Origin of the sequence: Soonwooa sp. (assembly GCF_030151385.1) — a bacterium.
Taxonomy (GTDB): Bacteria; Bacteroidota; Bacteroidia; order Flavobacteriales; family Weeksellaceae; genus Soonwooa.
Genome location: NZ_JASLDS010000009.1, coordinates 1 through 26,817 on the forward strand (window position 1 = coordinate 1; position 26,817 = coordinate 26,817).

Here is a 26,817-nt window from a genome sequence, read left to right on the forward strand (position 1 = left end):
GCTACAGGTGTAAAGGCAGTAATGTCATAGCCGAGTAGTACTAATTACCCGTAGATTTATAGCCTAAATGTAGGTTTAAAGTTTAATGTTGAAAGTTTAAACGTTCAACTAGAAACAAACAAAATCACTTTAGTATAAAGGGAGTGCGATAAAGGTTATGCCTTTGTGATGTTAAAAATACCGATTAAAAAAAGCCAATGGCTAATAGCTTATAGCTAATAGCCGAAAGCAATATACAGCCTTTAGGGTGGTTATAGCAGAGGGGCTCACCTGTTCCCATTCCGAACACAGAAGTTAAGCCCTCTAGCGCCGATGGTACTGCTAACTCGGGAGAGTAGGTCGCCGCCAGTTTTTTTTAAAAGCTCATCAACATTGTTGATGAGCTTTTTTTGTTTTAGAACTATAGGATGTAGGTATTAGGTAGAAGGTGGTAGGTAGCTGCTATAAACAATTAGCTATTAGCTATTAGCTATTAGCTATTAGCGCAACTCTTTAAGTTCTTATTAAAAAATAAAAACAAAAGTTAAAAACTGAAATCATTCGCTCGTGCGAGCGTCTTGCTCGTTCGATTCTAAACAAAATAACTTTTGTTGTTGAGAGCGTCCTGCTCATATCTGTAAAAAGAAATACTACGGTTGTATATTTAATGGTAGCTTTATTCAATATTATACATATAAGATAACAAAAGGTACAAGGGATTAGGAAGCAGCTAATAGCTTATAGCAAGTAGCTATTGGCTACAAGCTAAAAGCCTATAATTAAAAAGCTAGCCCCGATTGAACGGCATGTTCAAGCTCTTTTTGTATGCCATTGGAAATAGTTTGGCGCAAAAAAGCGAGTAGTGAAAGCGGGAATAAGCTCCTAATAAATTTAATTCTTGGTTTTGTAGTTTTTGTATTACTCAATTTTGTTTTGCTTACTGTCTTGTTTTTTGTGGTAAATGTTGTTAATGTTTGTGAAAATCAGCATTTTTATTTTTTTTTCCTTTAAATAAGCATATTTTTGCAAGCAAATATTTTAATCAAGTTATGAAAAGAATTTTGTTCTTATGTATGATTGCATTGTTGGCAGTTTCTTGTTCTAAGAAAGTGAAAGTTAACGGTGTTATCAAAAATGGTTCGCCATTAGAACGTGTAGAATTTATAGATGCATCTGGTGTTGCAACATTGCCACTAATTAATTTGGGTGTTGATAGCAAGGGAAATTTTAAGGGTGAGTTTGAGGCGCCTAAAAACGGAATGTATGCGATGACTTATGGTGGTCAAATGGCATTTGTATATCTAAAAGCTGGACAGACACTTAATGTTTCTGGTGATGCGATGTCTTTCCCAGGTCTTTTCAATGTTACTGGTGATGCTAAGGCGAATAATGATTTCATAAAAGAGACGCAAGCGTTTATGGAGCAATATCTTGGTAAATTGGATGCTAGTATCATTTCTAAAGATGAAAAGTCATTCTTAGAGCAAGTTAAAAAAATTAATACTGATCTAACTAAGAATATTGATGATACCGCTTCTAAGACTAAAGCGGATTCGGAAGTTGTTACTTTGAAGAAGGACGAACTTAAAACGCATATCTTAACTTTCCTTAGTCAGTACGAACTAAACCATGGTGAAGCTATCCAGCAAGCAAATTTCAAGGTTTCTGGTGCTTTTAAAGATTATCAAAAATCTATGGAGACAGATAGCGAGAGAATGATTAAAACTTTGCCGTTGTACCGTAACTACTTGTTGAACAAAATTGGAGATGATTTCCAAAAATTTGCATTAACGCAAGGTGACAAGAATACAGCGTCGATGTCTTCTATTTTTGCTAAATATTTGAATACTAAAAAAGATTATTCTCAAGATACAAAAGATTATTTGTTAGCTTTTGTTATCGCTAAATTTGACCTTAATCCTTTTGCTGATAATACGGATGCGATTGTAAAACTTGCTAACGATAATATTAAAAATCCTGAGGTTAAAAGCGATCTTCAACGTGCTTTTGACGCAGTTTATGGATTGAAGAAAGGTACTGAGGCACCAGCTTCACCACTTGTAAAGGCTGATGGTAAGTCTACAACTTTAGCAGACTTCAAAGGGAAGCCAACTTTGGTGATGACTTATGCTTCTTGGAATCCTTATATCGCGCAAAATACGATCCCAGTTCTTAAGGAGGTTGTTAACTATTATAAAGCGAAAATGAATGTTGTCTTTGTTAATCTAGATGACACGAAAGAGCAGTTCGACAAAACATATAAGAGTTTGTTAAAAGGAATTCCTGGAGAAAATGTATATGCAGAAGGAGGTTTAACTTCAAAATTTGCTAAAGACTATTCTGTGTATGGATTCAAGATTCCTGGATTTACAATTCTTGATAAAGATGCTAAAGTAACTGGTCCAACTTATTACAATTTAGGTGAAGCAAAATTCATCGATGAGTTGAGTAAGTTGACAGGTATTAAAGCACCAGCTGCGCCAGAAGCTCAGGTTACACCAGAATGGAACGGAGAACAAGCTGCGCCAGCACCTGCGCCTCAGCCAGAAGCTGCACAACCAAAAACTAAATAGATAGAAATTTATTCTTAATGAAGAAAAAAAAGAATTTAATTTTAGAAAATATCAGACTCCTTTCTGCCGGTGCGAAAGGAGTTTCTGTTGCTAAAGCAGAGGATGGCAAAACGATTTTTGTAAGCGGTGCCATCCCAGGAGATCTTGTTAATGTACAAGTTAAAAAATCAAAAAGTAGTTATTACGAAGGTCAAGCGATTGAGGTCTTGGAATTGTCGCCTGATCGTGTCGAGCCAAAATGTGTACACTTCGGATATTGCGGTGGCTGCAAATGGCAGAATATGTCTTATGATAAGCAACTGTATTACAAGCAAGACGAAGTCTTGAACAATATTAAAAGAATTGGAGGCTTTAAAGATTTCGTTTGCGAACCAATTTTGGGTGCAGATGAACAATTCTTGTATCGTAACAAAATGGAGTTTTCGTTTTCGAATGCTCGTTGGTTGACTCCCGAAGAAATAAAAAGCGATGCTGAGCTTAATAGCAAAGATGCTTTAGGCTTCCATATTCCTGGACAATGGAGCAAAATCCTTGATCTTAGCGAGTGTTTCTTACAAGAAGATCCATCAAACGAAATGCGATTGTTTGTTAAAAACTTTGCCGTTGAAAATGGATTAGACTTTTTTGATGTTAGAAACCAAGAAGGATTCTTGAGAACCTTTATGCTTCGTCAAAATTCTAAAGGCGAATGGATGTTATTGTTCCAATTGTTTAAAGAAGATGAAGACAAAAGAAAATTGCTTCTTGATGCTGTTTTGGAAAAGTTTCCACAAATTAAAACTTTGCTTTTCGCGATTAATTCGAAAGGAAATGACAGCGTTTACGATTTGGATATTCAGACCTATTATGGTGATGGATTTTTATATGAAGAAATGGATGGACTTAAATTTAAGATTGGTCCAAAATCATTTTTCCAAACCAATTATAAACAAGCTTTAAATCTCTACCGTAAAACTTTGGAATTTGCTGGATTAACGGGAGACGAAGTGGTATACGACCTTTATACAGGTACAGGAACGATTGCACAATACATTGCTAGAACTGCAAAACATGTTATCGGAATCGAAGCTGTGCAAGAAGCCATCGATGCAGCTGAAGAGCATGCAGCACTTAATGGACTTGACAATTGCACATTCTATTGCGGTGATATGAAGGAGGTTTTCACCGAAGAGTTTTTGGCGCAGCATTCAAAAGCTGATGTTTTGGTGACAGATCCACCGCGCGACGGAATGCATCCAAAGGTTGTAGAACAAATTCTAAAACTTTCGCCAGAGAAAGTGGTGTATGTTAGTTGTAATTCGGCGACACAAGCAAGAGATATAGCTTTGATGAAGGAAGATTATGATTTGGTAAAAATCTTACCTGTCGATATGTTCCCGCAAACACATCATGTGGAGAACATTGCACTATTGACGAAGAAGAAAAAATAATTTTAAATAACCCTGAGTTCGGGATAAGGAAATTAACGTCAGTTCGAGTAGATTTCGCAGAAATCGTATCGAGAACTTATCATTAAAACTTCTCGATACAAAATCTTTCAGATTTTTACTCGAAGTGACGCGTCATAAAGGATTGGCTTTTTATCACGAACTGACATTAAATAAGATTACTAGAGACTGTTTAATTTTATAATTAATCATTTGACCACAAAAGGAAAGTAAGGCGCAATTTTAAAAGAGCAAAAATTACAAAGTGTAAACTTTAGTATTTTTGAACTTTATCAGTTGTTGTTAAAGACTATACTTTTGTGGTTTAATATTTTAAATAGGCTCTTAATTAAAACGAAGATTGTATATGAAGAATTTTAGAACATTAATTATTTCGACCGCTATTTTATTTTTTTATCAGACGGGAACTGCACAGACGGATTCCACAGCGGTAAAAAAAGAAACACCTGCTGCTAAAGCAAAACTGGATGCAGACAAGGACAAAAAGGTAACGGTAAAACCTTACAAAGATGTTATCACGGACAAAGCGGTGACAGATACTGGTGTGATTGATGTTCATAAAATTGATGATAAATACTTTTTCGAATTGCCTGATGATATTCTTAACAAAGAGTTTTTGATGGTGACACGTCTTACAAAAGCTGCTGCTGGTATGCGTTCGGGTATGTCTGGTTATGCAGGCGATCAAATTGGTCAAAAAGTTATTCGTTTCGAAAAAGGGCCTAAGGACAAAATCCTTTTGAGATCGATTTCTTATGTTGATTATGCTGCAGATTCTACATCGCAAATGTATCAATCTGTTGTTAGGAATAATGTCCAAGAGATTATGATGTCTTTTGATGTTAAAGCCTATGGAAAAAACAAAAAGTCGTCTGTTATTGATGTGACGGATGTCCTTAATGCAGATAACGATATGGTATCTTTTGCAGCAGCAGCGAAAGATGATTTCAAAGTTGGTGCGTTTCAAAAAGGGATGTCGTTTGTTAACTATGTTAAATCTTTTCCTACGAATCTAGAAATTAACACTACTAAAACTTTTTCTAAAACCAATGGTCGTTCGGCAACACCAGTTCCTGGTGCTATTGTTCCAAAAGTTAGTGGAAATTACACTGTAGAGATTAATTCGTCTTTTGTGCTTTTGCCAGAAAATAAAATGCAAGCGCGATATTTTGATCAACGTGTTGGTTACTTCACTGTTGGTTATACCGATTTTGATATCGATCCGCAAGGTGTAAAACGTGTTAACCTTATTAAAAGATGGCGTCTAGAACCCAAACCGCAAGATGTTGAAAAATATAAAAGAGGCGAATTGGTTGAGCCTGCGAAACCGATTGTTTTTTACATTGATCCTGCAACGCCATCCAAATGGGTGTCTTATTTGATGCAAGGTGTTAACGATTGGCAAGTGGCTTTTGAGAAAGCTGGTTTTAAAAATGCAATCGTAGCCAAAATTCCAGATCCGAAAAATGATCCCGAATGGAGCCTCGAAGATGCGCGTTATTCAGCGATTGTTTATAAACCCTCGGATGTTCCCAACGCTTCTGGACCGTCAATTGCGGATCCAAGGACTGGGGAGATTTTGGAAAGTCATATCAATTGGTATCATAACGTGATGTTGTTGTTGAGAAATTGGTACTTTATCCAAGCTTCACCCATCGATCCAAAAGCTCAAAAAATGGAATTTGATGATAAGCTGATGGGCGATCTTATTCGATTTGTGTCTTCACATGAAGTTGGACATACTTTGGGACTTCGTCATAATTTTATATCGAGTGCGACAGTGCCTGTAGAAAAACTTAGAGATAAAAAATGGGTGGAAGCCAATGGACATACGCCTTCGATTATGGATTATGCGCGATTCAATTATGTTGCACAACCTGAAGATAATATTTCAGAAAAAGGTATCTACCCACGAATTGGCGATTATGATAATTGGGCAATCGAGTGGGGCTACAGAAGATTTTTTGATTTAAAAACACCAGATTCCGAAAAGTCAAAACTTAACCAATGGGTTATTGACAAAACTAAAAATCCAAGATTATTATTTGGAACCGAGTCCGACGCTTTTGATCCTAGATTACAAAGTGAAGCTTTAGGTGATAATGCGATGTTGGCGAGTGATTATGGTCTTAAAAATCTTAAAAGAATCGTTGATAATTTGGATAAATGGACAGCAACACCTAATGAAGATTTCACAAATCTAGGAATGATGTACGACCAAGTTGTTGTGCAGTTCAAACGTTATATTGGACATGTTTCTAAATATATTGGAGGGCGTTATGTGACTCCAAAAACTACAGAGCAAATTGGCGTTGTCTATGAAACCGTTGCCAAAAAAGATCAAAAAGAAGCACTTAGCTTTTTAGATAAAAATGTTTTCCAAACACCAAATTGGTTGCTGAAAAAATCCATCTACGACAAGACTGGAAAGACACCTGTCAAAACGATAGAAGATTTGCAGAATACTGTATTTAACAGAATTTTGAGCCCAATGGTTTTGCAAAATATGTATCAGATGGAAGCTGTTGGCGGAAACAATTATGCGATGATCGATTATCTTTCGGATTTAGAAAATGCTGTTTTCAAAAATAATGATGATATTTATAGTCGTAATTTGCAAAGAAATTATGTAGCGACTTTGTCCAAGTTAATCGATAATAGAAATAATGATCAGACGGATATTTCGGCTTTTGTAAGAGGGCGACTTACCGATCTTAAAACAAAACTGGCTTCGAAAGTTAGTGCAACTGACCAAGCGAGCAAATACCATTATCAAGATTTGATTTTTAGAATTGAAAAAACTTTAGATCCAAAATCATGAAATTAAATTTTAAAATATTAGCCATTGCATGCACGTTAAGTCTTTTGTCTTGCGGCGGTGACGATGACATCTGTGTAAGCGGTGAAGCGACACCACGTGTTAAAATAAAATTCAAGACGGATAGCAATGATAAATTGTTAACAGTCGATACTTTGTATGTCAGCGTAGATTACGGAAATGGCAAAATAAAAAACTTAACAACGGCTTCCAAAGTAGATTCTATTTTTGTGCCGTTGCGCGTGGATAATAGCACTGCAACCAAGTTGTATTTTAAAACAAGAAAAAAAGGCGATACTTCGATTGTTAATATCAGTTATCAGACGGCTTCCACTTATGTTTCTCCTGCTTGCGGTTATAAGTTGAGTTATAAAGATGTAAAATATGACTTGCTAAAACCAAATCCAGTCAAAAGAGTTCAACCTAACCAAAACGAAATTGTTGATGAAAACAAAACTCATTTCTTTCTTCTGTTTTAGTCTATCATTTGCTGCTTTTGGACAAAAAAAGCCTGCTGATACTATTAAAAAACCTTGGAAGTACGAACCTAATTTTTTTGTTAGTGTTGATGTGCTTAATGCTGGCTTAGGTGCTTTCTCTGATCACAAACTTTTCCAAGCTGGGATATCGTCTAGGTTGACCAAGAAGCTACACGTGTCTGCGGATGTTGGCTATGACAAAAATGTCTATCAAAAGAATGGTTACGACGCCAAAGCGAGTGGTAATTTCTTCAAGCTAGGAAGTTATTATATGCTGTCTCAGGATAAAGAAAACTTATACAATGGATTTTATGCTGGCGGAAAATTGGCAGGAAGTTTTTACAAACAAGAATATTTTGCAATCCCTGTTCGTGCGACAGGTGGTGGTGCCGATGGTACACAATCTTTACCCGAATCTTCGCAATCTTCGTATTGGCTAGAAGCTGTTATTGGTGGACGTGTAGAGTTGTTTAATTCCAATTTCTATATCGACGTCAATGTTCAACCCAAGTATTTGTTGCACACCTCAAAGCAAGAAGAAGTTTTCCCAATGATTGTTCCAGGTTTTGGACGTAGTTCTGGGAAATTTGGATTTGGATTCAGTTGGAATATTGCCTATAAGTTTTAGAATTTAATAAACCACAAAAGTTTAATTATTAACAACTTAGTGTAGTTTCCGAAAACTAGTTTCTTAGTTGTTTATTCTTTTTGTAGTTAAACTTCGTTTCTTTGTAAGCTTTTGTGGTTTAAGTATTTCGTTGAATCACTTGTTGTAACTATAAATCAAAAGCCTGACACTCGTGCGAGTGTCAGGCTTTTTTTACAATATAATTTAGTTACGAGGTCCTATTTCACTTCCAAAACATAAGGCATTCTCATCATTACACCATTTTGCAATTTTGACTCTGTCAATTGTTGGAAAATTTTGTAGTTAGATTCTCCAAGTTTGCTTTTCAACATTTTTGCAGAGATCTCTTCTTCGTCCATACTTCCAAACACATCTTCGAAAGGATTAGATTTGTTCGGGAAAGTAGTAACACTATACTTTGAAAGTTTAGCTCGTTTTGCCGCATCTGCTATCGCATCATTGATGCCACCCAATTCGTCTACCAAGCCCAATTCTTTTGCTCTTGTACCAGACCATACACGTCCACCACCAATCTCGTCGATTTGTTCAAAAGATTTCTTTCTATTAATTGTTACAAAGTGTACAAAACGCTTGTAAGTACCTTCAACACTTTTTTGCATCATTGCAATAGTTCCTGGACTTGCACCTTGTAATGCAGAAAACATATTAGAGTTTGCATTGGTTTGGACAACGTCGCTACGGATTCCATTTTTGTTGGCGATATCCTTGTAGTAAGTCATAAGACCAAACACACCAATCGATCCTGTAATCGTATTAGGCTCCGAGTAGATTTTGTCTCCAGCCATCGCAATATAATAACCGCCAGAAGCAGCATAATCTCCAAAAGAAACGACCAATGGTTTTTCTTTTTTAAGTTGTTCTAGTTCGAAAAGAATTTCGTCAGAAGCATTAGCACTTCCTCCAGGTGAGTTGATTCTTAAAACAACTGCCTTTACCTTTTTGTTATCTTTTACTTTTTTAATTTCTTTTATCAAACTTTCAGAGAAGATACCATTACTTCCTTTACCAGAATTAATTTCCCCACTTGCATATAATACAGCGACTTTATCGTCTTCTGAATCTGGATCAAGGCTTGCAAAATATTTCGGGAACGAAATTTTGTTAAGTTTTTCCTCTTTTTTAACACCAATTTTTTGACGAAGAACATTATCATACTCCGATTTTTGAAGCATTTTATCCGCTAACTTATATTTGATGTTATTTTCTGGGATAAAGCTGTACAAGCTGTCTGTAATTGTTTTGAACTCTTCTGGCGAAATTTTTCTAGATAGTGCAATTTGCGAAGAGCTTCTAGACCAAACATCATTAAGAAGCGTTGAAAGCTGCTCTTGATTTTCTGGAGAAATTTTGTTCAACATAAAAGGTTCAACCGCCGCTTTGAATTTTCCATGACGGATAACTTGAATGTTAATTCCATATTTATCAGCAAAATCTTTATAAAAAGCAACTTCAGCAGAAAGTCCTTTTAGCTCGATACCGCCAGCAGGGTTTAGAAAAAATTGGTCTGCTACAGAACTGATATAATAAGCACCTTGCGATACATTATTTCCATAAGCATAAACAAATTTTCCGCTTTTCTTAAAATCGATTAAAGCTTGACGAATGCTCTCCAATTGAGTATTTCCTGCACTGAAGTCATCCAACTCCAAACTAATACCTTTAATATTGTCATCTGTTTTTGCATTCTTAATAGATTCTAACAGATCTAGGCTGGTAATTGTTTTTCCTTCTTTATTAAGATCAAAAATTGAAAATTTCTCGTCTGTAGGACTTTCAATAAGTCTTGTTTTTAAATCTAAGGTTAAAACTGAATTTTTCTTGACAGAAGTTCCGTTATCCATAAAGGTACCCATAATCGCAAAGATGATAAATCCTAGGATGAAGACTCCTACAATAATGATAAAAGCAACTATATTTGCCAATACATACTTGAAAAAAGATTTCATAAATAATTAATGTTTACAAATATGTCGCAACATGTTGCTGTTTTGTTACTAGGAAGTAATAAAAATAATCCTAAAATGCAGATTGATAAAGCTATAAGTAATATCATAAATTCTGGATGTACAATTGTTAATATGTCAAAAATCATGGAAACATTGCCAACAGAATTTGATAGTTATAATAATTTTTGTAATATTGCATTGGAAATCAAGACTTTTTTATCACCAATTAAGTTACTTGAGGCACTGAAACAGATTGAACATGATATGGGAAGAGTGCATGATAGTGCATATTTTGGTGAATATAGAGATAGAGAGATAGATATTGACATTGTATTTTATGATAATATTTCATTTCTTAGTAATAAATTGAAAATCCCACATTTCAAACATGCTTTTGAACGTGAGTTTTCTAAAGAGTTACTGTCAGAAATTTGCAAATAAATAGAACAAAAACACGATATGAAAAAAAAATTAATCCTTTTGGCTGCGGCCTTTCCAGCTTTAATTTTTGCTCAGAATTCAAATCCGTACGGTTCAGGTTCAGAAAAAACCGAAAAATTCACTAATGAAAGTCGTCTTTTCAAAGATTGGGCTATTTCGTTAGGTGGAGGTGGGGCTTTCATGCAATCTGCTGACCTTACGTCTTTTTATGATGGTAAAGTTAATTGGGGATGGAATGGTTATATCAGTATTGATAAGCAAATTAATCACACTTTTGGTGTTAGTCTAAATTTCTCTAAAGGTGAAACCAAGCAAAAAGCTATGGCTAGACCAGAATGGGGTGTTGCCGAGGCTAATACGAAGTACAATCAATTGGCGATTTTAGGAGATGTTAATCTATCCAATCTAATGAGAAGAGTAGATAACAAATCCGAATTCAAGTGGGCAATCCATGCGTATGCTGGAGCTGGAATCATGGGTTATAAAACAAGATTGCAAGATCAAGGTATTTATAACAAATGGCCAATTTATGTTGAACAAAAACTTGATCAAGGTTCTGTGTTTTGGACAACAGGGGTTGGTCTGAAGTATAATGTGTCTAAATTGATTGATTTAGAATTACGAGCAATGTATGTCTTCTCTGGTGATGATGCATTCGATGGTTCTGGTATCCAAGGTGGTCGTGCATATGATCCTGAAAATGGTACTGCAGCTTACATGCAACTACATCCTAGTAGATCAGATAATCCTTTTACTGTTAACTTAGGTGTAAGCTTCAAGTTAGGTAAGAGCAAGCAGACGCATTTGCAATGGTTCGATCCTATTCAAAATGCATACTCAAGAGTTAACAAGCTGGAAACAGATATCAAAGATTTCGTAGTTTGCGAAAAAGGTGATAATGATAATGATGGCGTTTGTGATGATTGGGATAGACAACTTGATACACCTGCTGGAGCTAGAGTAGATGGAGCTGGTGTTGCTTTAGATTTAGATTTAGATGGTGTAATCGATCTTTACGATAAGTGTGTTACGGTTCCTGGACCAATTGAAAACAATGGTTGTCCAGTTGAATCACCAACTAAAGCACTTATCCAAAATAATATTGTTAATGAAATTAATGAATATCTAAAATCTGTTGAGTTTGAATTAAACAAAGCTGTTATTAGACCTACTTCATATAAAGTATTAGATCAAGCGGCTACTGTAATTAAGAGCTTAGATAATGAAAAAAGTTTCTTAGTTATTGGTGCAACTGATGCTAGAGGTTCTGCAGAGTATAATAAAAAATTATCTCAAGAACGTGCTAATGCTGTAAAAGCTTATCTTGTTACAAAAGGAGTTTCTTCAAGTATTTTGGAAGCTGAAGGACGTGGTAAGTCAGATCTTAAATTCCCAGAATGTGACCCTGCAACGAAGTGTCCTGAATGGAAAAATGAAGCTAACAGACGTGTATATTTCAATGCTAAATAATAATTAAGAAAAACGACATAAAATGAAACAAAATTTATTAACAATTATAGCTTTAGCGGGTTTAGCGATGCCATCGTTAAGTTATGCGCAAGAAGCTACAGCTAAAAGCGATTCTATAGGCACTCCAGCTTATCAGCCGTTTACTCAAGACTCTAAAAGATTCAATGATTGGGCGATTTCTGCTGGTGGTGGTACAGCGCTTATTCAGACAGGTAATATTACTTCAATCAACAATGGTTCAGGTAAAACTTTGTTCGGTTATTCAGCTTACTTTAGTGTTGATAAAGCGATAACACATGCTTTTGGTCTTAAACTTCAATATGATAAAGGAGAGACTAGACAAGGTTATGCAAATACTAAAGATCATCTAAATGATGTGAAGGCAGCAAGAACACAGTTTGACGCCATTTCATTATTGGCAGATTTCAATATCTCTAACTTATTAAGAAGAGTTGATAACAAATCTAACTTTAGATGGGCTCTTCATGGTTATGTTGGTGGTGGTACTATTGCTTACAAAGCTTATATCCAGAATGCTGGTATGCCATACAACCAAAGCTTAGCTACTGAAGTTAAACCTTTTAAATTAGGTTCTTTATTCGCTCAGTTTGGTACAGCTGTTAAATATAGAATGACCAATTCATTAGATCTTGAAGCAAGAGTGATGTATGTGGTTACTAATGATAACACATTTGATGGTAGTATTGGTATTAACCAAAGTAAAACAAACAAGGTATCTGATAATATGGTTACTGGTGCTTTGGGACTTACTTATAACATCGGAAAACATCAATCTCATTTATTCTGGCATGATCCATTACAAGAGATCTATTACAAGTTAGATGTCCTTGCTGACAAATCTAACGATGTAGAAGTTTGTAAAAAAGGAGATGCTGATAACGATGGTGTTTGTGACGATTGGGATAGACAACTTGATACTCCTGCTGGAGCTAGAGTTGATGGTTCTGGTGTTGCTTTGGATGCTGACTTAGATGGTGTAATTGACCTTTACGATAAGTGTGTAACTGTTCCTGGTCCACCAGAGAATAACGGTTGTCCTTACGATAAAGCGCCAGGTCAAGCTACAGAAGTAACAGGTGAAATCAAAGGTATTGAGTTTGATCTTAACTCTGATAGAATCTTACCAAGTAATGTATCTATCTTAACAAATACTATTGATAACCTTAACTCTTCAGGAAGTTCTTTCAAAGTTATTGGTGCTACCGATACTAGAGGTACTGCAGCTTATAACCAAAAGCTTTCTGAAAGAAGAGCTAACAATGTTAAAGACTTCTTAATCAAGAATGGTGCTAATGCTTCTAAATTAGAAGCTGTTGGTAGAGGAAAATCTGATCTTCTTTACCCTGAATGTAACCCAGCGACAAAATGTCCAGAGTGGAAAAACAGAGCTAACAGAAGAGTTTATTTCGAAGCTAAATAAATTTCTTTTTAGATAAAATTAAAAACCGTTGAGACATCTCAGCGGTTTTTATTTTTTTAAACTTTAGTATTTGTGTAATTTTACGAGATGAAAACTGATAACCAATTATCGCAACTCTTACACGAGCAACTTCAAAGATTTTGGGGTTTTGCAGAATTTCGTGATGATCAAGAAGCGATTATTAGATCAGTTATTAATGGTGACGATGCACTAGCATTATTGCCAACAGGTGGTGGTAAGTCGCTTTGTTACCAGCTTCCAGCCATCGTTTTGGAAGGGACTTGTTTGGTGATTTCGCCGCTTTTAGCTTTAATAAAAGATCAAGTTACAGCTTTAGAAAATATTGGTATCGAAGCGGACTTTCTAAGCTCCGAATTAGACGATAGAGAAGTTGAAGAAGTCTTCAATCGTTGTATTGATGGTTTTACAAAAGTACTGTACGTTTCGCCTGAGCGTCTTAAAAACCAAGAGTTTCTTCGTAGGATTCCAGAAATCAATATTTCCTTTATTGCGGTTGACGAGGCACATTGTATCTCGGAGTGGGGTCAAGATTTTCGTCCAAGTTATCAGAATATAAAATTCTTTCGAGAAGAGTTTAAGAAAGTTCCAATGTTAGCTTTAACAGCAACGGCAACACCAGAGGTTGTTGAAGAGATTTTGGATAAATTATCTTTAAAGAACGTTAATGTTTTTAAACAAAGCTTCCAAAGGAAAAATCTCAATATTATTTGTCAAGATATTACAGATAAGTACCAAAAAATAAAGGATTTTCTTATTCAAAATAAAACGGCAGGTATTATCTATACACGAACGCGGAAAGAGGCTGAAGATTTAAGTAATTTTCTTAAAAACTCTGGATTTGACAATGTAAATTTTTATCACGCAGGACTTTCTCGACAAGATAAAGAGCGTCTTCAAAAACAATGGCAAAACAGTCATTCTCGTGTTTTGGTTTCGACAAATGCTTTCGGAATGGGAATTGACAAAGATAATGTGAGGTTTATTATGCATCTTTCGCCTTCTTCATCGATTGAAAACTATTATCAAGAAATTGGTCGTGCTGGTAGAGATGGAGAGGAATCCATTGCTTATCTTTTTTGGAATCAGCAAGAACTTAATGATTTCGATGCTATCTTAAAAAATCAAATTCCAACCAAGGAAGAATACCAATCGATACTTCGATATTTGTATTCGATTTATCAAATTGCCGAACACGATTTGCCTGAGCCGATGTTTACACTAAAGCTTGATCGAATTAAAAATCTTAGTAAGGCTTCACGAGCGAAGATTGTCAATGTTCTTAATTTTTTGCATAATCAAGAACTTATTTATTATAAAAATACATGGAGTCCATCGAGTATAGAGTCTTTGGTCAATGGTCAAGATATTGAATTGTTGCCATCAAAAGACGCTTATTTCTTGGAGTTGTTGTTTAGAAATATTGCAGGTTTGGCGTCTGGCAAAGTTAATTTTAGCGAAAGAGCTTTTTGCGAGAAAAATCATTTTGATTACACGTTGTTCAAAGAGCGTTTGGTGGAATTACAAAAGGCTGGATATATCCAATATTTCGATGGTGCTAATCATGCTGTTCGATTTTTGAAACCTCGTGACGAAAACAGATTATTTGGTTACTATTGGAAGTTGTTTTCGGAAATACAGGAAAATAAACTTCAAAAATGGAAACAAATGAAATTCTATGTGACCACGCAAGATTATTGCCGAATGAAGCTTATTTTACGCTATTTTGGTGAGAAAAATGCTGACGAATGTGGTAAGTGCGATTATTGTCAAAAGAAAGCGCCAATGTCGTCCAATAGCTTAACGAATGACATCTTGTTACAGCTGACTTATCAGCCAAGAACCTTAAACGAATTGGTAGCGATTCTCAAAATTCACTCGCGCGAGACCATTTTAGAAATCTTGATTTTTCTTTTAGATTTAAGAAGAATCAAAATGTTGAATTATAAAACTTATACGATAAATTCATAAATGAAAAGTTTAAAAGTTGTGTTTCTAGGAACACCAGAATTTGCAAAAACGGCTTTGGAAGCTATTCATCAATCGCATCACGAAGTTGTAGGAGTGGTAACAGCAACAGATAAAGCGAGTGGGAGAGGGCAAAAATTAAATGCTTCGCCAGTTAAAATCTATGCCGAAGAACAAGGTCTTAAATTATTTCAACCAGAAAAATTAAGAAATGCCGAATTTTTAGAAGAGATAAAATCCCTAGACGCGGATGTTTTTGTCGTTGTTGCTTTTAGAATGATGCCGCAAATGTTGTTTTCAATTCCACCAATGGGAACATTCAATTTGCATGCTTCTTTGTTGCCAGATTATCGTGGTGCTGCGCCAATTAATTTTGCGGTGATTAACGGTGAAACCAAATCTGGAGCAACTACTTTTTTTATCAATGAAAAAATTGATGAGGGAAACATTTTATTGCAAGAGGAGATTGATGTGCTGCCAGAGGATAATGCCGGAAGTCTTCATGATAAATTGATGGTGATGGGCGCTGGATTAATTGTTAAAACTTTGGACGGTTTAGCTTTAGGAAATCTTACCGAACATCCTCAACCCGAAAAAGAAAATCCAAAAACAGCGTACAAGATTTTTAAAGATGATTTAAAAATTAATTGGAATCAAAACTCCGAAATCATCCATAATTTTGTTCGTGGTATGTCGCCTTACCCAACAGCTTTTACGGTTTTAAATATTGAAAATGAAGAAAAATCCTTAAAGCTTTTTAAAGGAAATTTTGAATTAAATAATCACAACGAAACAGCTGGGACAATCCATATTTCTAAAAATGAGTTTAAAATCGCTACAAAAGACGGTTATTACTTTCCCGAAGAATTGCAATTGCAAGGTAAAAAACGAATGCCTCTAAAAGATTTTTTAAATGGTTTTCGTAGTTTCGAACAAATAAAAATGGCTTAGTGATTACTAAGCCATTTTGGTTTTTTATAGTTGTACCATTTCGGTTACTTCAACATCGTAGCCTGCAATAATAGGCTTTAAGTTTGGATTTTGAGAAATCACTTTAAATTTGCTGATTCCTAAATCTTTCAAAATCTGAGTTCCAATTCCGTAGTCTCTAAAATTCGCTGGAATGGTTGGCAAATCTTCTTGTCCGTTTTGGAAATTCAAGAATTGTTGTAGCTTTCTAAGTGTTGTTTCGGTATTAGAAACGTTATTAATAAAGACAATCGCACCTTTTCCTTCTTTGTTGATGATGTCCGTAACTTTTTCTAAAAGTGGTTGTTCACCATTAGTAAGTCTGCTCAACACATCAAAATAAGAGCTTGAAGACTGCACTCTAATCAGTACAGGTTCGTCTGGCGTCCAACTTCCTTTAGTTAAAGCAAAATGAACTTGCTCTGTTGGTTTTTCCTCAAACGCAAAGAATTTGAAATCGCCGTAATGTGTCTTCACATCGCGCTCTTCGATACGTTCAACGATTGTTCCTTTTCTTAATCTATAGTGGATAAGGTCTTCGATAGACACGATTTTTAAGTCATGTTTTTTACCGAATTCAATCAAATCTGGAAGACGTGACATACTTCCGTCGTCGTTCATGATTTCGCAGATAACGCCACCTTCTTTAAGACCCGCCAATTTTGTTAAATCAATAGCAGCTTCCGTATGACCAGCTCTTTTTAGAACACCACCTTCTTTTGCACGCAATGGGAAAATGTGTCCAGGACGCATAAGATCTGTAGGTTTGGTCGTAGGATCCATAATTGCTTTAATGGTTTTTGCTCTATCACCAGCAGAAATTCCAGTCGTAGCGCCTTTTCCTAAAAGGTCAACAGAAACAGTGAAAGCCGTTTCTTTTGGATCTGTAGAATTGCTCACCATTGAGTGAAGTTCTAGCTCGTCGCAACGTTTTTCGCTAAGTGGCATACAGATAAGACCTCTAGCATGGATGGTCATAAAGTTAACAATCTCGGTTGTTACAAGTTCTGCTGCAGCCAATAGATCGCCTTCATTTTCACGGTTCTCGTCATCAACAACGATAATCATTTTGCCATTACGCAAATCTTCAATTGCTTCTGATATTGTATTTAGTTGGAATTTTTCCATTTTTACTTTTAATTTTTGGTTATGCAAAGATAAGGATATTGAAAGGATTTTTCTTAAATTTATAGCATTAATAGCCGAATTTAATAAGAGTGAAAATTTAAAAATTAAGTTTTCGTCTTGAAAATCAGGGCTTGAGATAAAAATTACACAAAAGCCTTTTGAAATCAAGAATATTTTACTAGATTTGCAAACCAAATAAAGGGTGCTTTGGCCGAGCGGCTAGGCAGTGGTCTGCAACACCATCTACAGCGGTTCGAATCCGCTAGGCACCTCAGTAATAAACCCTAATCTATTGATAATAAATAGTTTAGGGTTTTTTGTTTTCCTAATGTTCCAAAGAAATTCTAACGGATAGGAAATTTACCTAGAAACCTCATCTTTTTTGCTATAAAATGTTTTTAGATTTAATAACTATCAAAACCAACAGCAACGCTATTTACTAAATAGATTTTAATTCTTTTAAAACTATAATCCATTACTGAAACCGTTTTCCCATTGTAAAAACTTTCGTAGGTTTTAGACGGACTTCCGAGCGTATCAAGCAAATAAAGATCTGTTAAAGATTTTTCTTTAATCATTCTTTTTAGATCCATTTTTAAACCAGAATTATAACTACCAAAGTAAGACGATAAATCTACGTTATCAATATAATTTTTAATCTCTTCTGGAGTCTTTTCTTTGTTGTCGTGAACTACAACGTATAACGGATCTGTAGTAAGTGATTTTAAAACAACCGTACCGCTATAATCTTTGTTTTTTGAATAACCCATCCACGCACGATCTTTAGGCGCAAAATACTTATTTGTCTCCAGTATATTAATTCCCACCTTATCACTCGGACACTTATCTCCAGACGGTAAATAACAATTAATCTTATTTGCTTTTGCTGGAGCGCTGGACTTTTTCTTTTGAGCAATACCTAACGAACAAACAGAAATAGAAAGTAATAGTAGTAATTTTTTCATAGCTTAAATTTAAGTTTACGCATAGGTAGAGTTTTTTTATGACTTTGTATTACGGAAAACCGTAAGTTTGAAAATCTTTAAAGTCTCTCATAGATTACTACAATGAACAAGAAAGCTGTCGCTTTTTTACTTACGATGATGTTTCTACCATTGACCTGCTTTTTTGGTTATTGGTTTTTTGTTGCTATATCTGATAAAAGGTCTAATAAGGAAATATATCTTGATATGCGAAGAGAACTTCATTACGAATTTAAAATTGAAAGGATATATAGAGATGATCGAGGGCATAATGCTGTTACTTTAAAAGGCATTAATAAGGAAGATTACACAACTGTTCCTCCAAAATGGGAAAACGGAATTTTTGAAGTTGGTGATTCTATTGTGAAGAAAAAAGATTCGTTGAGAATTTTTCTTTATCGAAATCAAAAGTTAGATACGATTCTTGATTATCACAATATTTTTATCAGAGAAGATATTTAGTCTTAGTCATTTTTCACATTGCGATAACGATTGCTACAATAGACAGCAACTGCGCTAAAACCGCAATATATTGTATTGATGAGATAAGCGTAATTCTTGTTTTTGCCAAGAAAATCGGCATTGCCAGTCATCGATATGGCTACGCTTCCTAGTAAGATTGCCATCCAAAATACGACAAAGCAGCCTGTATTTCCTTTTAGGTTATCGAGATCCTGTTTTCTTCCATAGAAAAGTACAAGCAAATAATTGGGCAACCACGCTGCAATCGAGAATAACATCGCTTGGTTATAAGCGATAGCGATTCCAAATCCTAGAAAAATTGAAAAGGCAACAAAAAATACTAAAGCTGCAATTTTGGATTTTGAAGTTTGTTCGTCTTTTAAAATAAACAAAGGAATATTCATCATTAAAAGGAAAAATACAACCCAGAAATTGAAGAAATTACTTACTTCCCAAAATCTTGTGTTGAATAAATATAGGTTTACAATTCCCCAAATTATGAACAACATAATTTGTAAAATTGCGCCTTTCTCAAGTGGCGCTTTTTGCTTGAGATCGCTTTTTAACTTTGCTTTTATTTCAGCAATTTGGTCGTTGATTTCCTTTTGTTTCTTCTTGTCCATTGAGGTCGCTGCTACTTTTCAAGTTTTATAAGAACAGGAAAATGGTCACTAAAACCACTAAGATAACGAGAACCAGAATAGGTACGTAAGGGGTGTTTTGAGTTTTTGGCTCGGAGTTTTTCGTTTCGGAAGATGTAGGCTTTTTCATTTGTGTAATTTAAGTTGTTAAAAATATTTTTGGAATACAAAATTTGATCGAACAAAAGTCCTTTACTACCATAATAAGACGAGTATTGATTGTCGTTAAACAAGTTTTCGAACGGATTAACAAAAACCTTATGCCCAAAATTGTCAAGCAATAATTCTTTGATTTTTTCGCCGTTAGGATTTTCATTAAAATCGCCCATAATAATGATGGACTCTTGCTTTTCTATAATTGTTGTTAAGATATTCTTGAAAGCTTCGATGATTTTGTTTCTTAAATTCCTTTTCTCGTCCTGAAGACGTTGTGAGGGTAGATGAAGTACAAACGCGTGAAGCGTTTTATCATTAAACTCAAATTCGGCGTGCAAAATATCTCGGGTGTCCGCGACCAAATTTTCAGAAATGTTAAAACTTAGACTTTGAAAATTTTTAAGTTTAAACTTTTCTTCATTGTAAAATAATGCAACACTCAATCCGCGGGAATCATTTGATTTTTTATAAAGAAATTGATGATTAAGCAAAGGTGAATCTTCTTGCTTTAAATCTTCCAAAACTGAAATGCCACCAATTTCTGCAAGTCCTATTATTGAGGGGATTTGTCCAAAGTCTTCTTTGATCCAATTAAAGACATTTTTGATTTTTCGGAGTTTGAGACCATATTTGTAATCGTCCCAATTGTAAAGTCCAGAAGTCGATTTTTCGTGTTTTATATTTTCAGCTGGAAAAAAATTTTCAACATTATAAAACATAAATAATTCCGAAAGTGTCGACATAAAAGGAGTTTTGAAAAGTTTTACTTTGGTTAAAGATAAGAAAATTTGGTTTTAATTAATGATATTTGGCTTTAGGCGATTAGATTTTCGGTAATGACTTTGCAAAAATGATTAACAGGTCGCTCCTACGGAGCTCCTTCGCACTAATCAAACGCTTTCTATTAACAGATCGCTCCGACGGAGCTCGCTTTGTGATATTCTCTTGTATTAACAGGTCGTCCCTACGGGACTTCCTACAAGAAAAAAGTCCAATGAAAACATTGGACTTTATATAATTTAGATTTATAAATTATTCTGCAATACTCGGAACTTTTACATTCTCGTTAGCATCTTTTTCATAATCAATTCCGGCAATTTCGAAACCAAAAAGATTGAAGAAATCTTTTCTGTAACCTTCGATATCGCTGATGTCAGCAAGGTTTTCTGTTGTTACCTGATTCCATTGCTTTGCAACTTCAGCTTGTACATCTGCTGCCATTTCCCAGTCGTCGATACGGATTCTACCAGCGTCATCCAATGGAACAATGCCATCTGCCGTGTACAATCTCTCTGAGAAAAGACGTTCCATTTGTTCGATAGTACCTTCGTGTGTTCCTTTTGCCTTCATCACTTTATAAAGCAAAGAAATATACAACGGAACCACAGGGATTGCCGAGCTAGACTGTGTTACCAATGCTTTGTTAACCGACACATATGATACTCCGTTAAGATCTTTTAGTAAATTATTAAGAACTGGAACCGTTGCTTCCAAATCGTTTTTAGCTTGACCAATTGTTCCATTTCTGTAGATCGGGAATGTCAATTCTGGGCCGATATAAGAATAAGCAACCGTTTTAACACCGTCTGCTAATACGCCAGCATTTTTAAGATCTTCCATCCAGAATTTCCAATCTTCGCCACCCATAACAGCAATGGTATTGTCGATATCTTCGTCTTTGTCCACTGGTTGAATGCTGATGTCAGAAACAACACCAGTGTGGAAATCCACCGTTTTGTTAGTGAAAGGCTCACCAATTGGCTTAAGAACTGATGCATAAGCCACGCCTGTTTTTGGATGCGTTCTTCTTGGAGACGCCAAACTATAAACCACTAAGTCAACTTGTCCTAAGTCTTTTTTGATAAGTTCGATGGTTTCTTTTTTAACATCATCAGAGAAAGCATCTCCATTGATACTTTTTGCGTAAACTCCTGCTGCAGTAGCCTCCTTCTCGAAAGCTGCCGAATTGTACCAACCTGCAGTTCCCATTTTTCCTTCTGATGCTGGTTTTTCGAAGAAAACACCGATTGTCGCCGCGCCAGATCCGAAAGCTGCTTCTATTCTAGATGACAATCCGAATCCTGTAGAAGCACCGATTACCAAAACTTTCTTTGGACCATTTTTTAGTTCGCCTTTAGATTTTACATATTGAATTTGGTTTTTTACACTTTGTAACGCGCCATCTGGATGTGCGGTTAGACAAATGAAACCTCTTGTTCTTGGTTGGATAATCATTTTATTATTTTTTTGACTATGCAAATTAAGGAATTTTTTAGATTAATGCATGACATAATGCTTGGACTTTTATCGAAGGATTTACAATTATCCTTATCTTTAGGTTTAAAATTTAAAAATGAAAATCAAAAATAATTTTGGTGAGCTGGTAGAATTTGATATTACAAAACTCGAATCCTCGCTTAGGAACTCGGGAGCAGCACCAGAAAGTATTAAAAAAGTTTTAGAACTTATCACACCAAAATGTTTCGACGGTATTACGACAAGAGAGCTTTATAAAATGGCTTTTGAAGCTTTGAAAGAGCTTTCTAGATCAGTTGCTGCGCGTTATAGTTTAAAGAGAGCTTTGTCAGAATTGGGACCAGCTGGTTTTTATTTTGAACAATGGATTTCGCGCGTTTTTCAAGCGCTTGGATACCAAACTATGACTGGGCAACATATCAAAGGTCACGCGGTAACACATGAAGCAGACGTTATTGCTAAAAAAGGAGACCGAACGTATTGGATGGAATGTAAGTTTCGAAATACCGATGATGCCAAAATATCGGTAACAACACCAATGTACGTTTTGTCAAGAATCAAAGATATTTCGGGAATTGATTATAAGTTATTTGGCGCGACAACACAGTTTACTGATGGTTGGTTGGTAACCAACGCCTATTTTACTAGCGATTCGACGACTTTTGCAGAATATTATAAGCTAAAAATGTTGTCTTGGGATTATCCTCAAAACAGAGGTTTAAAAAATCTAGTGGATGCCAATGTTCTGTATCCTGTAACTTGTTTAACAACGATTAACGAAGTTGAAAAATCAAAGCTGTTAGAAAGTGGGTGTATCTTGGTAAAAGAGTTTGTAGAGAATCCAAAGTTCCTGAATTTGTTAAATCTAAAACCTGAGCAACAAGAATTGATGCTGCAAGAAGCAAAAGAATTATTAGTAAATAAAATCTCGGAGTAAGTCAAAAAAAGCTTCGAGTTGTCTCGAAGCTTTATAATATTTTAATTTGTCCCTTTACGCTTTGGCTCTTGTACTTCAGGCCATTTTTGACCGTCAGGAAGCACTCGTTTTTTGCGACTTACAAATTCCGAGTCTTCCGAAGCCATATACGTCATAACTGCAGCTGCAATGACATTGTTTTTAACTTCATCAAACATAATTTTGTCGTAGGTGTCTCTGTTGGTGTGCCATGTATAACCAAAATATCCCCAATTGAGAGAACTCAACGAAATTCCAGGAATTCCAGCTGCTACAAAAGACGCGTGATCTGATCCACCGCCGCCAGGCATACCTGGGAAAGTTGTTTCGATGTTTTTGGAAACATTCTTTGGAAGTGCCGCCATCCATCTCGTCAAATAGTCATAAGAATCTACAAATCCTTGTCCTTGGATATTAATGATACGTCCAGTACCATTATCTTGGTTAAAGGCAACTTGTGTGTTTTTGATAATCTCAGGATTGTCATAGACGAAGCCACGCGAGCCATTAAGACCTTGCTCTTCACTTCCCCAAAGTCCAATAATGATTGTTCTCTTATTGTTTGGATAATATTTTTTAAGAATACGAGCAGCTTCCATCATGGTAATCGTTCCTGTTCCGTTGTCCGTTGCGCCTTGCGCACCATCCCAAGAATCGAGATGCGCCGAAAGAATTACATATTCATTTGGTTTTTCTTTTCCAGGAATCGTTGCAATCGTGTTGAATGATTTTGCAGTTCCAAGATTTTGAGATTGGGTATTGATTTTTATTTTCGGCGTTTTTCCATTTTTTGCTAATCGGTAAAGCATACCGTAATCTTCCAAAGCGATGTCAATCATTGGAATGTTTTTGGTTTTTGCTCCAAAAATTCTGTTAGCACCCATAATGCCAGTCCAGTTAGAAATAACAATACCTGTGGCACCAGCTTTTTCTAAAGCTTCGGGAAGAGAATTGTTGTCATAACCTGTATTTTTTATTAAAGTTTTGAAATCGTCTGCATCTTGGTCTTTTTGCTTTTTATAAGCTTCATAATTTTCGGGAAGTGCAAATTCTTTTATTTGATAATCGGGTCTACCTGTGCGTTGGTATTGCGCCATCAAAACAATTTTGCCTTTTATCGTTTTTAGCCAAGATGAAAATTCTTCGGGATTCTTAATTTCTGGAAGTGTAACAACTTCTGCTTCTACAGCTTTTTTAGTTGCGGGTGACCAAGCGAGCTGGATGGCTTCAAGACTTTTGATACGCGGTGATGTCATTTCGACTTGGGTAATGCCTCGTTGCCAAGAAGCCCATTCGCCGAACTGCTGCTTTTTTGCGTCAATACCCCAAGATTTGAATTTGTCAATTGTCCAATCATTGGCTTGTTCCATTGCTGGCGAACCTACCAATCGCGGTCCAATAACATCTAACAATTCGAATGCAAGTTTTTCTAATTGCGAGTTATTGTTGGTTTCGTTAACAATGTTTTGAACAATTGGGTCACGTTTTTCCGTTGCATTATTTTGTTGCGCAACCACCACCTGAGTGGAAAGTAATAACGCAGCAAGTGTCATTTTCATGTTGATTTTCATAGACTTTTCTTTTATACATTTAAGCTTTCAAGATAAGAATATAATGCGGATTTGCAAAGTCTGTAAAGAATGTATTTTATTTTAAACAAAAGTGTATTTTTGAAGTCTATTTTATTTAATAATGAAAATCTTTCCTATTTTAAAAACTGAGCGATTAATAATGTCGCCTTACACTTTAGATGATGCTCCTGTTGTTTTTATCCAACGTTCTAGCTTTGATGTGATGCAATACATCAAAAGAGAGCCTTATACAGATGTATCGCAGGCAGAAGATTTTATTAAATTAATCCTCGAATTATTTGATAAAGATGAATCTATAACTTGGGGCTTACGCTACGAAGAAAACGGCGAATTGTTGGGTTCGATTTGTCTTTGGAAGTTTTCGGAAGATCGAAAAACGGCGGAAATCGGCTACGACCTTAGACACGAATTGCACGGAAAAGGCTTGATGTCTGAGGCGATGAAAGTGGTGCTAGATTATGGTTTTCATGTTTTAAAACTAAATCAAATTGAAGCTTTCACAAGTTTCAAAAACAAGTCGTCTATTGCTTTGTTGGAAAGATTTAATTTTAAATTAAATGAGGAACGAAAAGATGATGGCAACGAAGACAATTTAATATTTGAATTAAAAGCAGATTCGTAATTTTTTTGTTTTTGTACTTCTTTCTATAGTTTAGCAGTTTTCGTTTAACCTGAAAATTTTTATGATTGATTTGTCATGTGTCAAAAATGATACTTGGACGTAATCGCCTTTCATAAAGTTAGAATAATCCTTTATGCTTGCTGATAGTCTAATTTTTTTGTCGTTTGGAAGAGCAAAAGTTAACATCGTTTCCATTTCGGTTTTGTCCTTGTCGATAATATAGCTTATTAGAATTTGCTTCCCGCTTTCAAAATCTTTCAAAAACTTATTTTTCCAATAGATAGAGTAGAGGTAGAATATGCCTATCAATGCGAGGAAACTTAGAAACATTGCACTAAAGAATAAAATGTTGTCACTCGTTTCGTATTTGGAAATTCGCCAATCGTCTGCCCACAATCTCATGACTATTATGGTGCCAACCGCAAATGCAGAAACAAAAGGCGCCACTTTTCTAAGGCTTTTTACCTGATGCATACATTCTTCTTTTTCCTGATAGGTCAGCGGAATGTTTTCTTTTAATTCTATTTTGGAAGCGTCAATCTGCATAATTTACGAAATTGGAGGATTGTACTTTTCGCCCACAAGCCTTGTTACCACCATCGCTGCAACCGTATTTCCAGTCGCATTGAGGATTGTAGCTAAAGGGTCAACCAGAGTCCCAATAATCATAACCGCGGGAATGGCTTCTTGTGGTAGGTTATATGCGGAAATCATCAGCATTTCGCCAATATAGCCACCATTAGGAATTCCGCCTTCGACCATGCTGACAAAAACAGTCAAGCCAACTGCGATTAGCAAATTATGTGTGGTGAACAAATCCCATCCCATAATTAAGAATACAACATATATTTTAACAATGGAGGAAATGGAAGAACCGTTTTTATGAATCGTTGTTCCAATGGTAATGACAACATTGGCCACCGAATCTGGAATTCCGATACGTCGAGCAGCTTCGAGGTTAACTGGCATTGTTGCAAGACTACTACAAGTACTCACAGCGGTAAAAGATGGCAAAATATTATTTTTCCAAAACAAAGAAATTCCTTTTGGACCTCTTCCGATAAATGCGTAAAGCGTGTAAAACGTGAAAAAATAAACAATTCCCACGCCGTAATAAACGCCCAGTGGTTTAGCATAGAATCCAAAAAGCTGAGGTCCAATGGTGCCGACTTGGTAAGCTATGTAAGCACCTAAGCCGATTGGCGCGGCTTTCATTAGCAGAATTAATAAAGCTTTCATTGCTTCGTTTGCGCCGTCAAGAAATTTTTTGAAAGTGCTTATTTTCTCTTCGGGAACATTTCTAATCGAGATTCCAAGTAAAAAAGAAAATATCAAAAGCGGCAACATATTTTGTCTTGATAGCAATTGGTAAAATTCGCCTACGGTAAAGAATTTTACCATTCTGTCGCCCCAGCCTTCGCCATCGCTGCCCATTTCGTGTATTTGACTGGTGAGGTTGACATCTGGTTTTGTTGTTGGAAAAAGGTAAACTGCAATTAGAGTGAAAATTGCTGCCAACACGATAAAACACAAAAATGTAATACCCATCGCAAAGAGTATTTTCCCCAATTTTCCTTTTTGCTCGATAGATGCAACCGAGGTAACAATGGCAAAAAACACCAAAGGTATTACGGTAACAAATAACAAATTGAGAAAAACATCCCCTAATGGCTTCAGATAATGGACATAATCGGGCATTGCAATTCCGACAATACTGCCGACTGTAATCCCGATAATCAAAAGGATAATGTTAGAATAGCTTTCCCAAAAGCTAGTTGGTGAAGTTTCCATTTAGAAGTTTTAGGTTAAGTAAAAATACTAAA

At 35.6% G+C, this 26,817-nt stretch carries 22 protein-coding genes, 1 tRNA gene and 1 rRNA gene; 15 read left to right on the forward strand and 9 right to left on the reverse strand.

Translation table 11 applies throughout. The annotated features are described in order from the left end of the window. Positions 1 to 243 precede the first annotated feature (243 nt). The 6 genes from rrf to Q1V95_RS01275 all read left to right on the forward strand — a co-directional run bounded on the left by rrf (position 244) and on the right by Q1V95_RS01275 (position 7,925). A 5S ribosomal RNA gene (gene rrf, locus Q1V95_RS01250) occupies positions 244 to 351 on the forward strand. 677 nt (positions 352 to 1,028) lie between these two features. Then, positions 1,029 to 2,552, forward strand: a complete 1,524-nt coding sequence (locus tag Q1V95_RS01255; protein ID WP_300669397.1) for a thioredoxin-like domain-containing protein — start codon at positions 1,029 to 1,031, stop codon at positions 2,550 to 2,552. Between the two features lie 17 nt (positions 2,553 to 2,569). Next, complete coding sequence (gene rlmD / locus Q1V95_RS01260; RefSeq protein ID WP_300669399.1) at positions 2,570 to 3,982, forward strand: 23S rRNA (uracil(1939)-C(5))-methyltransferase RlmD; 1,413 nt, start codon at positions 2,570 to 2,572, stop codon at positions 3,980 to 3,982. A gap of 364 nt (positions 3,983 to 4,346) precedes the next feature. Further along, entirely contained in the window at positions 4,347 to 6,821 is a 2,475-nt protein-coding gene (locus tag Q1V95_RS01265; RefSeq protein ID WP_300669402.1) for a zinc-dependent metalloprotease, read from the forward strand. After that, a complete protein-coding gene (locus Q1V95_RS01270; protein WP_300669403.1) occupies positions 6,818 to 7,297 on the forward strand; it encodes a DUF6452 family protein in 480 nt (159 codons plus the stop codon). Before Q1V95_RS01265 ends, Q1V95_RS01270 begins: the two co-directional genes overlap by 4 nt. Then, positions 7,263 to 7,925 carry a DUF6048 family protein gene (locus tag Q1V95_RS01275; protein WP_300669405.1) on the forward strand — a complete coding sequence of 221 codons (663 nt, stop codon included), beginning with the start codon at positions 7,263 to 7,265 and terminating at the stop codon, positions 7,923 to 7,925. Before Q1V95_RS01270 ends, Q1V95_RS01275 begins: the two co-directional genes overlap by 35 nt. A gap of 218 nt (positions 7,926 to 8,143) precedes the next feature. Here the strand turns inward: Q1V95_RS01275 and sppA are convergent, their stop codons facing one another. After that, positions 8,144 to 9,892 carry a signal peptide peptidase SppA gene (gene sppA / locus Q1V95_RS01280; protein ID WP_300669406.1) on the reverse strand — a complete coding sequence of 583 codons (1,749 nt, stop codon included), beginning with the start codon at positions 9,890 to 9,892 and terminating at the stop codon, positions 8,144 to 8,146. A gap of 21 nt (positions 9,893 to 9,913) precedes the next feature. Here sppA and folK point away from each other — a divergent pair, with 21 nt between their 5' ends. The 5 genes from folK to fmt all read left to right on the forward strand — a co-directional run bounded on the left by folK (position 9,914) and on the right by fmt (position 16,181). Continuing rightward, the gene (gene folK, locus Q1V95_RS01285) at positions 9,914 to 10,333 is read left to right on the forward strand and encodes a 2-amino-4-hydroxy-6-hydroxymethyldihydropteridine diphosphokinase (RefSeq protein ID WP_300669409.1); all 420 of its coding nucleotides are present in this window, start codon (positions 9,914 to 9,916) and stop codon (positions 10,331 to 10,333) included. Positions 10,334 to 10,351: 18 nt separating this feature from the next. Further along, a complete protein-coding gene (locus Q1V95_RS01290) occupies positions 10,352 to 11,803 on the forward strand; it encodes an OmpA family protein (RefSeq protein WP_300669411.1) in 1,452 nt (483 codons plus the stop codon). Positions 11,804 to 11,825: 22 nt separating this feature from the next. Then, positions 11,826 to 13,244, forward strand: a complete 1,419-nt coding sequence (locus Q1V95_RS01295) for an OmpA family protein (protein ID WP_300669414.1) — start codon at positions 11,826 to 11,828, stop codon at positions 13,242 to 13,244. A gap of 87 nt (positions 13,245 to 13,331) precedes the next feature. Beyond that, entirely contained in the window at positions 13,332 to 15,233 is a 1,902-nt protein-coding gene (locus Q1V95_RS01300; RefSeq protein ID WP_300669417.1) for a RecQ family ATP-dependent DNA helicase, read from the forward strand. Continuing rightward, positions 15,234 to 16,181, forward strand: coding sequence for a methionyl-tRNA formyltransferase (gene fmt, locus Q1V95_RS01305; protein ID WP_300669419.1), 948 nt, complete (start codon positions 15,234 to 15,236; stop codon positions 16,179 to 16,181). A gap of 24 nt (positions 16,182 to 16,205) precedes the next feature. On the opposite strand, the gene ribB is transcribed toward fmt, so the two are convergent. Further along, entirely contained in the window at positions 16,206 to 17,327 is a 1,122-nt protein-coding gene (ribB, locus tag Q1V95_RS01310; protein WP_300669422.1) for a 3,4-dihydroxy-2-butanone-4-phosphate synthase, read from the reverse strand. 201 nt (positions 17,328 to 17,528) lie between these two features. Between ribB and Q1V95_RS01315 the strand changes: the two genes are divergently transcribed. After that, positions 17,529 to 17,599: transfer RNA gene (locus tag Q1V95_RS01315), tRNA-Cys, on the forward strand. Positions 17,600 to 17,731: 132 nt separating this feature from the next. On the opposite strand, the gene Q1V95_RS01320 is transcribed toward Q1V95_RS01315, so the two are convergent. Then, on the reverse strand, positions 17,732 to 18,292 hold the full coding sequence (locus Q1V95_RS01320; protein WP_300669424.1) for a hypothetical protein: 561 nt from the start codon (positions 18,290 to 18,292) through the stop codon (positions 17,732 to 17,734). A gap of 102 nt (positions 18,293 to 18,394) precedes the next feature. Between Q1V95_RS01320 and Q1V95_RS01325 the strand changes: the two genes are divergently transcribed. Next, positions 18,395 to 18,772: a hypothetical protein gene (locus Q1V95_RS01325; RefSeq protein ID WP_300669425.1), complete on the forward strand. Its 378-nt coding sequence runs from the start codon at positions 18,395 to 18,397 to the stop codon at positions 18,770 to 18,772. Positions 18,773 to 18,774: 2 nt separating this feature from the next. Here Q1V95_RS01325 and Q1V95_RS01330 read toward each other — a convergent pair whose 3' ends face one another. The 3 genes from Q1V95_RS01330 to fabV form a co-directional block, all read right to left on the reverse strand. Beyond that, complete coding sequence (locus tag Q1V95_RS01330; protein ID WP_300669428.1) at positions 18,775 to 19,395, reverse strand: hypothetical protein; 621 nt, start codon at positions 19,393 to 19,395, stop codon at positions 18,775 to 18,777. An 11-nt stretch (positions 19,396 to 19,406) separates the two neighbouring features. Next, positions 19,407 to 20,312 (reverse strand): hypothetical protein, encoded by a 906-nt coding sequence (locus Q1V95_RS01335; RefSeq protein ID WP_300669431.1) that lies wholly within the window; start codon positions 20,310 to 20,312, stop codon positions 19,407 to 19,409. Between the two features lie 289 nt (positions 20,313 to 20,601). After that, positions 20,602 to 21,804, reverse strand: coding sequence for an enoyl-ACP reductase FabV (gene fabV, locus Q1V95_RS01340; protein ID WP_300669434.1), 1,203 nt, complete (start codon positions 21,802 to 21,804; stop codon positions 20,602 to 20,604). Positions 21,805 to 21,922: 118 nt separating this feature from the next. Between fabV and Q1V95_RS01345 the strand changes: the two genes are divergently transcribed. Then, on the forward strand, positions 21,923 to 22,762 hold the full coding sequence (locus tag Q1V95_RS01345) for a restriction endonuclease (RefSeq protein ID WP_300669437.1): 840 nt from the start codon (positions 21,923 to 21,925) through the stop codon (positions 22,760 to 22,762). Positions 22,763 to 22,803: 41 nt separating this feature from the next. Here Q1V95_RS01345 and Q1V95_RS01350 read toward each other — a convergent pair whose 3' ends face one another. Then, the gene (locus Q1V95_RS01350) at positions 22,804 to 24,351 is read right to left on the reverse strand and encodes a M28 family peptidase (RefSeq protein WP_300669439.1); all 1,548 of its coding nucleotides are present in this window, start codon (positions 24,349 to 24,351) and stop codon (positions 22,804 to 22,806) included. A 121-nt stretch (positions 24,352 to 24,472) separates the two neighbouring features. Between Q1V95_RS01350 and Q1V95_RS01355 the strand changes: the two genes are divergently transcribed. Beyond that, complete coding sequence (locus Q1V95_RS01355) at positions 24,473 to 24,994, forward strand: GNAT family N-acetyltransferase (RefSeq protein ID WP_300669442.1); 522 nt, start codon at positions 24,473 to 24,475, stop codon at positions 24,992 to 24,994. 30 nt (positions 24,995 to 25,024) lie between these two features. Here the strand turns inward: Q1V95_RS01355 and Q1V95_RS01360 are convergent, their stop codons facing one another. Together Q1V95_RS01360 and Q1V95_RS01365 are read right to left on the reverse strand one after the other, a co-directional pair. Continuing rightward, positions 25,025 to 25,540 carry a hypothetical protein gene (locus tag Q1V95_RS01360; RefSeq protein ID WP_300669445.1) on the reverse strand — a complete coding sequence of 172 codons (516 nt, stop codon included), beginning with the start codon at positions 25,538 to 25,540 and terminating at the stop codon, positions 25,025 to 25,027. A gap of 3 nt (positions 25,541 to 25,543) precedes the next feature. Then, positions 25,544 to 26,785 (reverse strand): dicarboxylate/amino acid:cation symporter, encoded by a 1,242-nt coding sequence (locus Q1V95_RS01365; protein ID WP_300669447.1) that lies wholly within the window; start codon positions 26,783 to 26,785, stop codon positions 25,544 to 25,546. Positions 26,786 to 26,817: the final 32 nt, after the last annotated feature.

Coding starts and splice junctions, on each gene's coding strand:
- Q1V95_RS01255 (WP_300669397.1), top strand. CDS start 1,029: ATGAAAAGAATTTTGTTCTTATGTATGATTGCATTGTTGGCAGTTTCT.
- rlmD (WP_300669399.1), top strand. CDS start 2,570: ATGAAGAAAAAAAAGAATTTAATTTTAGAAAATATCAGACTCCTTTCT.
- Q1V95_RS01265 (WP_300669402.1), top strand. CDS start 4,347: ATGAAGAATTTTAGAACATTAATTATTTCGACCGCTATTTTATTTTTT.
- Q1V95_RS01270 (WP_300669403.1), top strand. CDS start 6,818: ATGAAATTAAATTTTAAAATATTAGCCATTGCATGCACGTTAAGTCTT.
- Q1V95_RS01275 (WP_300669405.1), top strand. CDS start 7,263: ATGAAAACAAAACTCATTTCTTTCTTCTGTTTTAGTCTATCATTTGCT.
- sppA (WP_300669406.1), bottom strand. CDS start 9,892: ATGAAATCTTTTTTCAAGTATGTATTGGCAAATATAGTTGCTTTTATC.
- folK (WP_300669409.1), top strand. CDS start 9,914: ATGTCGCAACATGTTGCTGTTTTGTTACTAGGAAGTAATAAAAATAAT.
- Q1V95_RS01290 (WP_300669411.1), top strand. CDS start 10,352: ATGAAAAAAAAATTAATCCTTTTGGCTGCGGCCTTTCCAGCTTTAATT.
- Q1V95_RS01295 (WP_300669414.1), top strand. CDS start 11,826: ATGAAACAAAATTTATTAACAATTATAGCTTTAGCGGGTTTAGCGATG.
- Q1V95_RS01300 (WP_300669417.1), top strand. CDS start 13,332: ATGAAAACTGATAACCAATTATCGCAACTCTTACACGAGCAACTTCAA.
- fmt (WP_300669419.1), top strand. CDS start 15,234: ATGAAAAGTTTAAAAGTTGTGTTTCTAGGAACACCAGAATTTGCAAAA.
- ribB (WP_300669422.1), bottom strand. CDS start 17,327: ATGGAAAAATTCCAACTAAATACAATATCAGAAGCAATTGAAGATTTG.
- Q1V95_RS01320 (WP_300669424.1), bottom strand. CDS start 18,292: ATGAAAAAATTACTACTATTACTTTCTATTTCTGTTTGTTCGTTAGGT.
- Q1V95_RS01325 (WP_300669425.1), top strand. CDS start 18,395: ATGAACAAGAAAGCTGTCGCTTTTTTACTTACGATGATGTTTCTACCA.
- Q1V95_RS01330 (WP_300669428.1), bottom strand. CDS start 19,395: ATGGACAAGAAGAAACAAAAGGAAATCAACGACCAAATTGCTGAAATA.
- Q1V95_RS01335 (WP_300669431.1), bottom strand. CDS start 20,312: ATGTCGACACTTTCGGAATTATTTATGTTTTATAATGTTGAAAATTTT.
- fabV (WP_300669434.1), bottom strand. CDS start 21,804: ATGATTATCCAACCAAGAACAAGAGGTTTCATTTGTCTAACCGCACAT.
- Q1V95_RS01345 (WP_300669437.1), top strand. CDS start 21,923: ATGAAAATCAAAAATAATTTTGGTGAGCTGGTAGAATTTGATATTACA.
- Q1V95_RS01350 (WP_300669439.1), bottom strand. CDS start 24,351: ATGAAAATCAACATGAAAATGACACTTGCTGCGTTATTACTTTCCACT.
- Q1V95_RS01355 (WP_300669442.1), top strand. CDS start 24,473: ATGAAAATCTTTCCTATTTTAAAAACTGAGCGATTAATAATGTCGCCT.
- Q1V95_RS01360 (WP_300669445.1), bottom strand. CDS start 25,540: ATGCAGATTGACGCTTCCAAAATAGAATTAAAAGAAAACATTCCGCTG.
- Q1V95_RS01365 (WP_300669447.1), bottom strand. CDS start 26,785: ATGGAAACTTCACCAACTAGCTTTTGGGAAAGCTATTCTAACATTATC.